Annotated in this window: 7 protein-coding genes; 1 reads left to right on the forward strand and 6 read right to left on the reverse strand. The window is 65.1% G+C overall.

The genetic code is table 11. The features are described 5' to 3' along the window. Positions 1-124 precede the first annotated feature (124 nt). The gene (gene tkt / locus NL123_RS18150; RefSeq protein WP_494355980.1) at positions 125-2,188 is read left to right on the forward strand and encodes a transketolase; all 2,064 of its coding nucleotides are present in this window, start codon (positions 125-127) and stop codon (positions 2,186-2,188) included. A gap of 121 nt (positions 2,189-2,309) precedes the next feature. On the opposite strand, the gene uvrA is transcribed toward tkt, so the two are convergent. The 6 genes from uvrA to lexA all read right to left on the reverse strand — a co-directional run bounded on the left by uvrA (position 2,310) and on the right by lexA (position 12,366). Next, positions 2,310-4,829, reverse strand: coding sequence for an excinuclease ABC subunit UvrA (gene uvrA / locus NL123_RS18155; protein ID WP_494355981.1), 2,520 nt, complete (start codon positions 4,827-4,829; stop codon positions 2,310-2,312). Beyond that, positions 4,826-6,538: an ATP-binding protein gene (locus tag NL123_RS18160; RefSeq protein ID WP_494355982.1), complete on the reverse strand. Its 1,713-nt coding sequence runs from the start codon at positions 6,536-6,538 to the stop codon at positions 4,826-4,828. The genes uvrA and NL123_RS18160 overlap by 4 nt, the downstream gene beginning before the upstream one ends. Positions 6,539-6,646: 108 nt before the next feature. Next, positions 6,647-9,739, reverse strand: coding sequence for an error-prone DNA polymerase (locus NL123_RS18165; RefSeq protein WP_494355983.1), 3,093 nt, complete (start codon positions 9,737-9,739; stop codon positions 6,647-6,649). Beyond that, positions 9,715-11,127 (reverse strand): Y-family DNA polymerase, encoded by a 1,413-nt coding sequence (locus NL123_RS18170; RefSeq protein WP_494355984.1) that lies wholly within the window; start codon positions 11,125-11,127, stop codon positions 9,715-9,717. The genes NL123_RS18165 and NL123_RS18170 overlap by 25 nt, the downstream gene beginning before the upstream one ends. A gap of 7 nt (positions 11,128-11,134) precedes the next feature. Further along, positions 11,135-11,749 carry a translesion DNA synthesis-associated protein ImuA gene (imuA, locus tag NL123_RS18175; protein WP_494355985.1) on the reverse strand — a complete coding sequence of 205 codons (615 nt, stop codon included), beginning with the start codon at positions 11,747-11,749 and terminating at the stop codon, positions 11,135-11,137. Continuing rightward, positions 11,749-12,366 (reverse strand): transcriptional repressor LexA, encoded by a 618-nt coding sequence (gene lexA, locus NL123_RS18180; RefSeq protein WP_494355986.1) that lies wholly within the window; start codon positions 12,364-12,366, stop codon positions 11,749-11,751. Before lexA ends, imuA begins: the two co-directional genes overlap by 1 nt. Positions 12,367-12,459: the final 93 nt, after the last annotated feature.

Consider the following 12,459-nt stretch of genomic DNA (forward strand, 5'->3'; position numbering starts at 1 on the left):
TGCGAGGGGTCTTGTCATGCGCGGGGTCAATACAGCCCCGTTCGTCGCGGCGCGGGCGTTTGGATCAAACCTTTGCGGCGCCCTGCCCTCCACTCTAGATAGCCACCCGAGGGAGACCGGTTTCATGACGCACGCTGCCACCGCTGTCGACACCCAATGCATCAACACCCTCCGCACCCTGGCCATGGATGCCGTGCAAAAGGCCAATTCCGGCCATCCGGGTACGCCCATGGGCCTGGCGCCGGTGGGTTATACGCTGTGGAGTCGCTTCTTGCGTTACCACCCGCAGCATCCCGATTGGCCCAGCCGTGATCGGTTTGTGCTGTCCGTCGGCCATGCCTCGATGTTGCTGTATTCGCTGCTGCACCTGGCCGGTGTGGTGGAACTGGATGCCGACGGCAAGCGCACCGGCCAGGCCGCTGTCAGCCTGGACGATATCCAGCAGTTTCGCCAAGCGGGCTCCAAAACCCCCGGCCACCCCGAATACCGTATGACCACTGGGGTGGAGACCACCACCGGCCCGCTGGGTCAGGGTTGCGCCAACAGCGTCGGCATGGCGATGGCCGAGCGTTGGCTGGCCAAGCGCTTCAACCGCGAAGAAAAAACCCTGTTCGACTACAACGTTTACACCCTGTGCGGCGACGGCGACATGATGGAGGGCATCAGCGGCGAAGCGGCATCCATGGCCGGGCATTTGAAACTGGACAAGCTGTGCTGGATCTATGACAACAACACCATCAGCATCGAGGGGCACACCGAACTGGCGTTCAGCGAGGACGTGATCAAGCGCTTCCAGGCCTACGGCTGGCACACCTTGCACGTGACCGACGCCAACGATTTGCAGGCCCTGGGCACGGCGCTGGAAACCTTCCACAGCAACACCGGTGCGCCGACCCTGATTGTGGTCGACAGCGTGATCGGCTACGGTTCGCCGCACAAACACAACACCGCCGCCGCCCATGGCGAGCCACTGGGCGACGAAGAAATCCGCTTGACCAAGGCGGCCTACGGCTGGCCGCAGGACTCGAGTTTCCTGGTGCCCGACGAAGCCCGCAATGTGTTGCGCGATGCACTGCTGGAACGCAGCCAACCCTTGTACGACGCCTGGAACCAGCGCCTGTCGCAGCTTGAGCAATACGAACCGGAACGGGCTGACGAACTGCGCCGGATGCGTGCCGGAGAAATGCCCGAGCACTGGCAGGACGATTTGCCCGACTTCAACCCTGACGCCAAAGGGGTGGCCAGCCGCGCCGCCGGAGGTGAAGTGCTGAATGCGTTTGCCCGGCAAATCCCCTGGCTGCTGGGCGGCTCGGCCGACCTGTCACCGTCGACCAAGACCAACCTCACCTTTGACGGTGCCGGACGTTTCAGCGCCGAGGACTACAGCGGGCGCAACCTGCACTTCGGCATTCGGGAACATGCCATGGGCGCCATCGCCAATGGCATGGCGCTGTCCTACCTGCGGCCGTACACCTCGACCTTCCTGGTGTTCAGCGACTACATGAAGCCGCCGATCCGCCTGGCGGCAATCATGGAGCTGCCGGTGGTGTTTGTGTTTACCCATGACTCGATTGGCGTGGGTGAAGATGGGCCGACCCACCAGCCGATCGAGCACCTGACCCAGTTGCGCGCAACGCCGGGGCTGCTGACCTTGCGCCCCGGTGACGCGAATGAAACCCGCGAACTGTGGAAGGTGGCGCTGGCACAGACCCATCGGCCGAGCTGCGTGGTGCTGTCGCGCCAACCGCTGCCGACGCTGGATCGTACGCAGTACGCGCCGGCATCCGGGGCCGCCAGGGGCGCTTACGTGCTGGCAAGTGCGGATGCGCCCCAGGTGATTCTGCTGGCCACAGGCAGCGAAGTCAGCCTGGCGGTGGCGGCGTACGAGCAGTTGAAAGAAGAAGGGATTGCCGCGCAGGTGGTGTCCATGCCCAGCTGGGAGTTGTTTGAGGACCAGGACCAGGCCTACCGCGACAGCGTGTTGCCGTCGGCGGTGAAAGCTCGGGTCGTGGTGGAACAGGCGGGCCCCCTTGGCTGGGACCGGTATGTGGGGCAGACCGGGGCCAAGGTGGTGATGAACAGCTTTGGCGCGTCGGCGCCGCTGGCCCAGTTGCAGGAGAGGTTCGGGTTTACCGTGGAGAATGTGGTGAAGCAGGCGAAAGCGCAGATCCAACTGACTCAACAGTGATCGAAATGTGGGAGGGGCGGTGCGACGGTTCGACTTGCCCCCGATAGCGGTGTGTCAGTCGCATATCAGTTGACTGACACACTGTCATCGGGGGCAAGCCCCCTCCCACAAGTTTCCGCTTTTAGTTCAGTTCTTTGGCCAGGAATGGCGCAGTCCGGCTGGTCTTGCTTTTGGCAACCTTCTGCGGCGTGCCACTGGCCACCACCTTCCCGCCCAGATCCCCTGCCCCCGGCCCGATATCGATCACCCAGTCACTCTGCGCCACCACGCGCATTTCATGCTCCACCACGACCACCGTATGCCCAGCGTCCACCAGTTGGTTCAACTGGCTGAGCAGGCGGTCCACATCCCGTGGATGCAACCCGGTGGTGGGTTCGTCCAGCACATACAAGGTCGCGCCCCGCGCATTGCGTTGCAGCTCGGTCGCCAGTTTGATGCGCTGCGCTTCGCCACCGGACAACTCGGTCGCCGGTTGCCCCAGGCGCAGGTAACCCAGGCCGATATCCCGTAGCACCTGCAGCGAACGCAACACCGCTGGCTGCTCGGCAAACACCTCCACCGCCTGTTCCACCGTCAGCCCCAGTACCTCGGCGATGCTCAAGCCTTGCCATTTGATCGCCAGGGTCTCGGGGTTGTAGCGCGCGCCGTGGCAGGTCGGGCATGGCGCGTACACGCTGGGCATGAACAGCAGTTCAACGCTGACAAAGCCCTCGCCTTCACAATTCGGGCAACGGCCCTTTGCGACATTGAAGGAGAACTGCCCGGCATCGAAGTGACGCTGCTTCGCCGCCGGGGTGGCCGCGAACAGCTTGCGCACGTTGTCGAACAGCCCGGTGTAGGTCGCCAGGTTGGAGCGCGGGGTGCGGCCGATGGGTTTCTGGTCGACCTGCACCAGGCGGCGGATGTGCTCCAGCCCGGCGCGGATGTGGCCCCCGCTGGTTTGCGGGGCGTCGTCTTCCAGGCTTGGTTCTTCGTCGTTTTCCATCACACGCCCAAGGCCGGCGCCCACCAGCTCCAGCAGTGCCTGGCTGACCAGGCTGGACTTGCCCGAGCCAGAAATCCCGGTGACCGCCGTGAAGCAGCCCAATGGGAAATCCACGTCAAGGCCCTTGAGATTATTGCGCGTCACACCTTCCAGTTGCAGCCAGCCGGTGGCTTCACGGCGCACCTGAGTCGACACGCGCTTTTGCGCGAACAGGTACTCACGGGTCTGCGACGCCGCCACCTGCGCCAGCCCCGCCGGCGGGCCGCTGTACAGCACCTGCCCGCCGTGTTCACCGGCCGCCGGGCCGACGTCGATCAGCCAGTCGGCGCGGCGCATGGTTTCCAGGTCATGCTCCACCACAAACAATGAATTGCCGGCCGCCTTCAAGCGGTCGAGGGCAGTGAACAACGCTTCGCCGTCCGCCGGGTGCAGGCCCGCCGAGGGCTCGTCCAGCACGTAGATCACACCAAACAACTGCGAGCCCAATTGCGTTGCCAGCCGCAGTCGCTGCAACTCGCCGGAGGACAGGGTCGGCGTGCTGCGCTCCAGGGACAGGTAACCCAGGCCCAGTTCGGTCAAGGTACTGACCCGCTCCAGCAAGTCCTGGGCGATGCGCTGCGCGGCCAGGCGCTTCTCCACCGACAGCTTCATCTTGTCCTGCCCCGCCGCCACCGGTCGCAGCAACTCGGCCAACTGCGTCAACGACAGTTGCGACAACTCACCGATGTCCACCCCGGCAAACTTCACCGACAGCGCCGCCTGGGTCAGGCGCTTGCCGTCGCACAGCGGGCAGGCGCTGCCCTGCATGAACTGCGACACGCGCTTTTTCATCAGTGCGCTCTGGGTATGGCTGAAGGTGTGCAGGATGTAGCGCCGTGCGCCGATAAAGGTGCCCTGGTAGCTCGGCTCCAGCTTGCGCTTCAACGCATCGCGGGTCTGTTCCGGGGTGAAGCCGGCGTACACCGGGACGGTGGGGGTTTCTTCGGTGAACAGGATCCAGTCACGCTGCTTTTTCGGCAGGTCGCGCCAGGGGATATCCACGTCATAGCCCAGGGTCACCAGGATATCGCGCTGGTTCTGCCCCTGCCACGCCAACGGCCAGGACGCCACCGCACGCTGGCGAATGGTCAGGGAAGGATCGGGCACCATCAACGCCTCGGTCACTTCATACACGCGCCCCAGGCCATGACACTGCGGGCATGCACCCTGGGGCAGGTTCGGCGAAAAGTCTTCGGCGTACAGCATCGCCTGCCCCTTCGGATAACTGCCGGCGCGGGAGTACAGCATGCGGATCAAACTCGATAACGTGGTCACGCTGCCCACCGACGAACGCGCACTCGGCGTGCCGCGCTGCTGTTGCAGGGCCACGGCAGGCGGCAGGCCCTCGATGCTGTCCACGTCCGGCACGCCGACCTGGTCGATCAACCGCCGCGCATAGGGCGCCACCGACTCGAAATAGCGGCGCTGGGCCTCGGCATACACCGTGGAAAACGCCAGGGACGATTTGCCGGAACCCGACACCCCGGTGAACACCACCAGGGCATCGCGGGGAATATCCACGTCGACGTTGCGCAGGTTGTGTTCGCGGGCGCCGCGCACGCGGACAAAGCCGGCGGGTTGGGCAGTGATCGGAGGAATATTGCGCTGTGAAGTCATGGACAACCTTGTCGGGCGGTGAGCACGCTGCGCACCCGTTGCGTCAGCGCTTCGGGGCTGTAGGGTTTGCTCAGCAGATGAATATCGGGGCTCAGCAGGTGATTGCTGGAGAGAATGTCACGGGTGTGGCCGGAGGTGAACAGCACCGGCACGGCAGGTGTCTGCTGGCGGGCCCAGTCGGCCAGGTCGGTGCTTTTGACGCGGCCGGGCATGACCACATCGGTGAAGATCAGATCCGGTGGCGAGCCTGCCTGCAATTTCGACATGGCCTGGTCGCCGTCTTCGGCGGTGAGCACGGTGTAGCCGGACTGTTCGAGCAATTCCACGACGGTCAGGCGCACACCTTCATTGTCCTCGACCACCAGGATGGTTTCCTGGCCACCGCTGGGCTGCACCTGGTCCATATGCACATCGAGGCTTTCCGGTTCCAGGCTGTGGGGGAAATACATCTGCACCACCGAGCCCTTGCCCTCCTCGCTCCACATTTCCACATGCCCGCCACTCTGGCGCACAAAGCCGAACACCATGCTCAGGCCCAGGCCAGTGCCATGGCCTTCACGCTTGGTGGTGAAGAAGGGTTCAAAGGCGCGCTTGAGAGTGCTCTCGGACATGCCGACGCCGGTATCGGCCACCTCCAGGCGCACATACTCGCCGGGCTTGATGCTTTTGCCCGCGCAATCGTCCGGGTTGAGGATGATGTTTTCGCCGGAGATGCGGATCACCCCCTCGCCCTTCATGGCATCGCGGGCATTGATTGCCAGGTTGAGCAGCGCGTTCTCCAGTTGGTTGCGGTCGACATTGATAAACCAGGCATCCTGGGGCATCTGCACGTCGATATGGATGGTTTCGCCCAACGCCCGTTGCAGCAACTCGCCAAGCCCCGCGTAAATGCGTTGCGGGTTGTACACCGCCGGCGACAGCGGTTGACGCCGGGCGAACGCCAGCAGTTGCGACGACAGCTTGGCCCCACGCTCCACCGCCGCAATGGCGGCGGTGACACGCCGCTGCACCTGGGCGTTGTTCGGTTCCTGGCGGGCCAGCAGGTGCAGGTTGCCGGCGATCACTTGCAGCAGGTTATTGAAGTCGTGGGCCACGCCGCCGGTGAGGCCGCCGATGGCTTCGAGTTTCTGCGACTGGCGCAACTGGTCCTCGGCCGCAGAGCGCGCCTGCACTTCGGCGGCCACCCGTTGTTCGAGGTTGTGCGTGAGTTCCCGGCGTACTTGTTCGGATTTCACCAGTTCGGTGGTCTCCACCACAATCGCCAGCACGCCGGCCGGTTGTTGATCGTCGCCGGCCACCGGGCTGTAGTAGAGGTCCAGCCACACGGTTTCCGGCTGGCCGTTGCGCAACAGCACCAGGTCCTTGTTATTGAATGACAGGGTGCCCCCGGCCAGGCAGGTGTCCATCACCTGCCGGTTGAACTCGGCCACTTCCGGCCAGCCCAGCTCCACCGGCGTGCCCAGCAGGTACGGATGGCGCCCGCCGGCAAAGGCCGAGTAACTGTCGTTGTAGATCATGTGCCCCAGGCGCCCCCACAACATCACCATGGGCACGGGCGAGGCCAGCATCATCTGTACGGTACACGCCAGGCTGGTGGACCAGCGGTCAATGGGGCCCAGGTCGGTGCCCGACCAATCGAATGCGCGGATCCGCTGGGCCATTTCACCGGCCCAGCCTTCGCAGCCGTGGGGGTTGGATAAGAATTGCATCGGTTGGCTCTGTGCGCTAAGAGAACATCGGCAAGTTTTGGAGCGCTGCAAACCCGGATGGTTTCACCTCATCTGCATCAGAAGTGATTACAGCAGAAACCACGGGACTCAGTGAAAATCCCGACTGCGCACATTGATCCCTTCCAACAAGGGCGTCAGGTCGGTCAGGCGCCCGGCGATCAAGTGCCGCACCTCGCCCACCGCTTCCCAGCGCCCGTCCACCTTCAACAGCCGCGAGCCCACCAGCGCCTGGCGTTGACGCTCGGCCAAGTCACGCCAGACCACCACATTGAGGTTGCCGAATTCATCTTCCAGGGTGACAAAGGTCACACCGCTGGCAGTCCCCGGGCGCTGTCGACCGGTCACCAGCCCCGCGACGCAGACATTACGGCCGTGCTCCACCGTCATCAGTTCATGGGAGCTGCGACAGCGGCGCTTGCGCAATTCATCCCGCAGCAACGCCAGCGGATGCGGCCCCAGGGTCGTGCCCACGGTGGCATAGTCGGCCTGCAGGTCCTCGCCCACGCTCGGTGCCGGCAACTCGACCAGCGCTTCATCCGGGCTCGGCAGGCCGGCAAACAGCCCCAGTTGCTTGTGCACGCCAGCCACCTCCCAGCGCGCCTTGTGCCGGTTATCGGCCAGGGCGCGCAAGGCCCCGGCATCTGCCAACAGGGCCTGGGCACGTGCATCCAGCCCGGCGCGCTCGTCCAGGTCGGCAATGTCGCTGAACGCTCGACGCAGGCGCGCGGCTTCGATGCGCCGCCCATCCTCTTCGCGAAACCCGGAGATCATGCGCAAGCCCATGCGAATCGCCGGCTGCGCGCCGTCGATGGGCTCCAGGTTGCAATCCCAATCGCTGGCCTGCACATCCACCGGGCGAATCTGCAAGCGATGGCGCCGTGCATCCTGCAGGATCTGGTCCGGGCTGTAGAAGCCCATGGGCCAACTGTTGATCAGCGCACAGGCAAACGCCGCCGGTTCATGGCACTTGAGCCAGCAACTGGCGTAGGTCAGCAAGGCGAAACTGGCCGCGTGGGACTCGGGGAAGCCATAGCTGCCAAAGCCTTTGATCTGCTCGAAAATCTGCGCGGCAAAGGCTTCGGTGTAACCGTTTTTCAGCATGCCGGTGCGCAGGCGCTGCTGGTGCGGCTCCAGGCCGCCGTGGCGTTTCCAGGCGGCCATGGAGCGGCGCAACTGGTCGGCCTCGCCGGGGCTGTAGTCGGCGGCGACCATGGCGATCTGCATCACTTGCTCCTGGAACAGCGGAATGCCCAGGGTGCGTTCCAGAACGGTTTTAAGCTCCGGCGAAGGATAGGTTTCGGGTTCTTCCTTGTTCCGCCGCCGCAGGTACGGGTGCACCATGCCGCCCTGGATCGGCCCCGGTCGCACGATGGCCACCTCGATCACCAGGTCATAGAATTTCTGCGGCCTGAGCCTTGGCAACATCGACATCTGCGCCCGCGATTCGATCTGGAACACGCCGATGGTGTCGGCCTTGCTGATCATCGCGTAGGTGGCCGGGTCTTCCTTGGGGAGCGTCGCCAAGGCCAGGTCGCGGTTGCGGTGACGGCGCAGCAAGTCGAAGCAACGCCGGATCGCACTGAGCATGCCCAAGGCCAGGATATCCACCTTGAGCAAGCCCACCGCGTCGAGGTCGTCCTTGTCCCACTGGATGATGGTGCGCTCGGCCATGGCGGCGTTTTCCACCGGCACCAGGGTGTCCAGCGGGTATTCGGAAATCACGAAGCCGCCAGGGTGCTGGGACAGGTGCCGAGGGAAGCCGATCAATTGCTGGGTGAGCGTGAGCACCCGGCGCAACAGCGGGCTGTCGGGATCGAAGCCGCCTTCGCGCAGGCGCTCCAGCGGCGGGGCATCGTCGCTCCAACGCCCGCAGCAGTCGGCCAGGGCGTTGATCTGGTCCGGCGGCAGCCCGAGGGCCTTGGCCACATCGCGTACCGCGCCGGCGGCGTGGTAACTGCTGACCACCGCCGTCAGCGCCGCGCGGGTGCGGCCGTAGCGCTGGAACACGTACTGCAGTACTTCTTCGCGGCGCTCATGTTCGAAGTCCACGTCGATGTCCGGCGGCTCGTTGCGCTCCCTGGACAGGAAACGTTCGAACAACAGACTCGTCAGGCTCGGGTCGATCTCGGTGATGCCCAAGGCAAAGCACACCGCCGAGTTGGCCGCCGAACCGCGGCCCTGGCACAGGATCGAACGGCTGCGGGCGAACTGCACAATGTCATGCACCGTAAGGAAGTAGCTTTCGTAGCCCAGCTCGCTGATGAGCTTCAGTTCGTCGTGGATCTGCTGCAAGGTCTTGGCGTCGACACCCTGCGGCCAGCGTTGGGCGATGCCCGCTTCGGTCACGGCGCGTAGCCAGGATTTGGCGTCGTGGCCACTGGGCACCAGTTCACGCGGGTAGTGGTAGCGCAACTGGCTGAGGTCGAAGGTGCAACGGCGGGCAATCGCCTGGGTTTCATCGAGCAAGGCGTGCGGGTACAGCGCGGCCAGGGCATCGAGGCTGCGCAGGTGCCGCTCGCCATTGGGGTGCAGGCGCGTGCCGGCTTCGGCCACTGGCACGTGATGACGGATGGCGGTCATGGTGTCTTGCAGGGCGCGGCGGCCACGCGCATGCATGTGCACATCGCCACAGGCCACCGCCGGGATGTGCAGGCTGGCGGCCAGGTTCAGGCGTTGCTCCAGGTGGCGCGCATCGTCCTGGCCGCAGTGCAGGTGCACCGCCAGCCACAGGCGCCCGGCGAAGGTGCGGCGCAGCCACTGGATCGAGGCCTGGGTGTCGCCGTCCTCGGCAACCCACAGTGCCAGCAGGCCGGGCAGCGGTTGCTCGAAGTCCTCCTGCAACAGGCGATAGCGGCCCTTTTCCGCGCGCCGCCGGGCCACGGTGATCAAGCGGCACAGGTGCTGGTAACCGCTGAGGTCTTCCACCAGCAGCACCAGTTTCGGGCCGTTCTCTAGGCGCATCTCGCTGCCGATTATCAGCGGCAATTCCACCGCCTTCGCCGCCTGCCAGGCCCGCACGATGCCCGCCAAGGTGCATTCGTCAGTGATCGCCAGGGCGCTGTAGCCTTGGCGCTTGGCCCGTTCGAACAGCTCCAGCGCACTCGACGCACCGCGCTGGAAGCTGAAGTTGGACAGGCAGTGCAGCTCGGCGTAATTCATGCAAACCAGCCTTGCAGCCACAACCCATCGCTTTGCCCGACGTTACGAAAGGCCCAGCCTTGCTGGCCGGCACGGGTCTGGATCAGGTAGTAGTCGCGGCGGATATCGGCGCCGTCCCACCAGCCCGACTCGATGCGTTCCGGCCCCATGAGGATATTCACGCCGTGTTCGGCCAATAGCGTAGGTTCGCTCAGCAACCAACCGGGGCGTTGCACCTTGTGCAAGGTCGGGCAGAGGTTTTTGTCGCTCGCCGCTTGCCAGGCGCATTCGGGGCGATGGTCGGCGTGGAAGCGCAAGCCCTGCACGGCCTCATCGCCGAGACGGGCGCGCAGGCGTTCGCGCAATTGTTCCCACGGCAAGGTCTGTTGCGGGCGGTCGTCGAACAGGTCCTGGCGCTGCGGCACGAACACCGGCAAATCCTGGGCGACCAGGCGGAAACCGCGTACCGGTGAGGTGACCTGTACCTGCTCCAGGCGACCCCGGGCCAATTCAAACAGCATCGCCGGTTCGCGCTCGGCGCTGAGCAGGCCAACCTTGATCACCGTGTCCGGCGCCTGGGCGTGTTCCAGGTGCAAGTCAAAGCGCTGCACGCCACTGTCGCGGCCACACAGGAAGGCCGACAGATCGCCCGTCAGGCGTCGCAAAGGAAACAGCAGCGCCTGATGGGACTGCACGTCGAAATTCAGCTCGATGCGCACGTCGAATCGGTCCGGAGGCTGATAGAACGCCAAGGCCAATGGCCGCTGCCCGCTCAATGCATCCAGGTGCTTGAGCAGTCCAGCATCAAAGCGCCGCGCCAAGGTGTGCCGAGGCAGCGCCTGCACCTGGGCCAGGCGGCGCAGGCCCATGCGCGACAACGCCGTGGCGGCCTGCGGGTCGAGGCCGGCGCGATCGATGGGCAGCGGCGCCAGGGCCTGCAGCAAGCCGTCATCCTGCACCGCCAAACCATCGTAGATATTCGCCAGCACCCGCGCCGCCGCCGGGTTGGGCGCCGCGACGATACGGTGACGAAAGCCCAATTCGGTCAGCTCCTTGCGCAAGCGTGCTTCAAACCGCGGCCACGGCCCGAACAAGCCCAGGCTCGATTCGATTTCAAACAACAAGGCACGCGGGTAATACAGGCTGACCTGGGAACTGAACTGGTAGGCCCAGGCAGCCAGGAACTGTTGATGGCGCTCGATCTCGGCGGGGTCGTATTCGACGCTGGCAAAGGTTTTGGTCAGGGCATGCGCCGCCGTCAGGGATTGACCGGGGCGCAGGCCCAGGGCGCGGGCGGCGTCATTGACGGTTTGCAGCACGCGCCGCTGTGGCGTGCCGGCCAGCAGGGCCAAGGGTTGGTCCGGTTCGGGGTGCACACGCTGCACCCCGTCCAGCGCCAATTGCGGGAAGACAATACACACCCAGCGCATGACAACCTCAGTGCCCCGCCAGGGCAATCGGCGTCGGATGGGCCAGCCCGCCCCGGCACTTGAGCACCCTTACCTGCGCGGGCCTGGCCTCGACGGCCAGGCGTAGCGCGGCGGGCGATGAGTTGACCGACTCACTCAAGGCGCGCCAGGCAAACGCCAGGGTCTGCCCGGTTTCCGCCGCCACTTGCAGGCGCCGCAGCGCCCGGTCATCGGCCTTGCGCGGCCAGCACAGCACCGCCCCGCAACTGCCGGAACGCAGGCATTGCTCCACCGCCCACAGGGCATCGCGTTCCTCGGCCTGGATCACCGAGAGCAGGCGCAGGTCCACCCCGGCGTTCTGCCAGGCATGGGGGTACGGTGTATACGGAGGCGCCACCAACACAATGCGCTCCCCTGCCTTCGACAAGCGCGCCAGGGTCGGCAGCACCAGTTGCAATTCGCCCACACCTTCCTTGGCCATGAGGATTTCACTCAAGGCCGCCTCCGGCCAGCCGCCCGTGGGCAGCACCGCGTCCAGGGCCGCCAGCCCGGTGGGATGCACACTGGACGGCGGCGCGGCGGGCCGGCCCTTCCAGACACGCCCGCCATTGAACAGCGTGTCCAGCGCAACCACGGCGCCCATCAGCCTTGCCTCACCAAACCGCAGAACACCCCTTCGATGGCCAGGTCCTGGTCGGGCCCCACCACGATGGGTTGATACGCGGGGTTGCGCGGCAGCAGACGCACGTGGTCGCCACTGCGCTCGAAACGCTTGATGGTCACTTCGCCGTCCAGGCGCGCCACCACGATCTGCCCGTTCAAGGCCTCGGCACTGCGGCGTACGCCAACCAGATCACCGTCGAGAATACCGTCCTCGATCATCGAATCGCCCTGCACGCGCAACAGGTAGTCCGGGGTTTTCGCGAAGGTCGACGGGTCCAGTTGCAGGCGACTGTGCACTTCAGCATCGGCGCCGATAGGCAAACCTGCGGCCACGCGACCGAGCACCGGCACATCCAGCCATTCCGGGCGCACCGGCTGGTTGAGCAGGCGAATGCCACGCGCCTGGTGGGGGTTGACCTCGATAAACCCGGCTTCGGTCAGCGCCAGCACATGCTTGCGCGCCACGCTGCGCGAGGCAAAACCGAACGCCTCGGCGATCTCGGCGAGGCTCGGGGGCTGGCCTTGCTGCGCGATGCGGTCGCGGATAAAGGTCAGGATGGCGGTACGGCGGGGGGTGAGAGTCGTCATGGAGTACATTTGTACTCCTGTGGGAAATTTCTGACAATAGCCGCTAGTCGCGCGATAGCGGACAAGCGTTATCGAACCGTCCCACATAACCGCCGGATAAGC

The organism is Pseudomonas sp. FBCC-B1565, assembly GCF_059133265.1.

Coding starts and splice junctions, on each gene's coding strand:
- tkt (WP_494355980.1), top strand. CDS start 125: ATGACGCACGCTGCCACCGCTGTCGACACCCAATGCATCAACACCCTC.
- NL123_RS18170 (WP_494355984.1), bottom strand. CDS start 11,127: ATGCGCTGGGTGTGTATTGTCTTCCCGCAATTGGCGCTGGACGGGGTG.
- imuA (WP_494355985.1), bottom strand. CDS start 11,749: ATGGGCGCCGTGGTTGCGCTGGACACGCTGTTCAATGGCGGGCGTGTC.
- NL123_RS18160 (WP_494355982.1), bottom strand. CDS start 6,538: ATGCAATTCTTATCCAACCCCCACGGCTGCGAAGGCTGGGCCGGTGAA.
- lexA (WP_494355986.1), bottom strand. CDS start 12,366: ATGTACTCCATGACGACTCTCACCCCCCGCCGTACCGCCATCCTGACC.
- uvrA (WP_494355981.1), bottom strand. CDS start 4,829: ATGACTTCACAGCGCAATATTCCTCCGATCACTGCCCAACCCGCCGGC.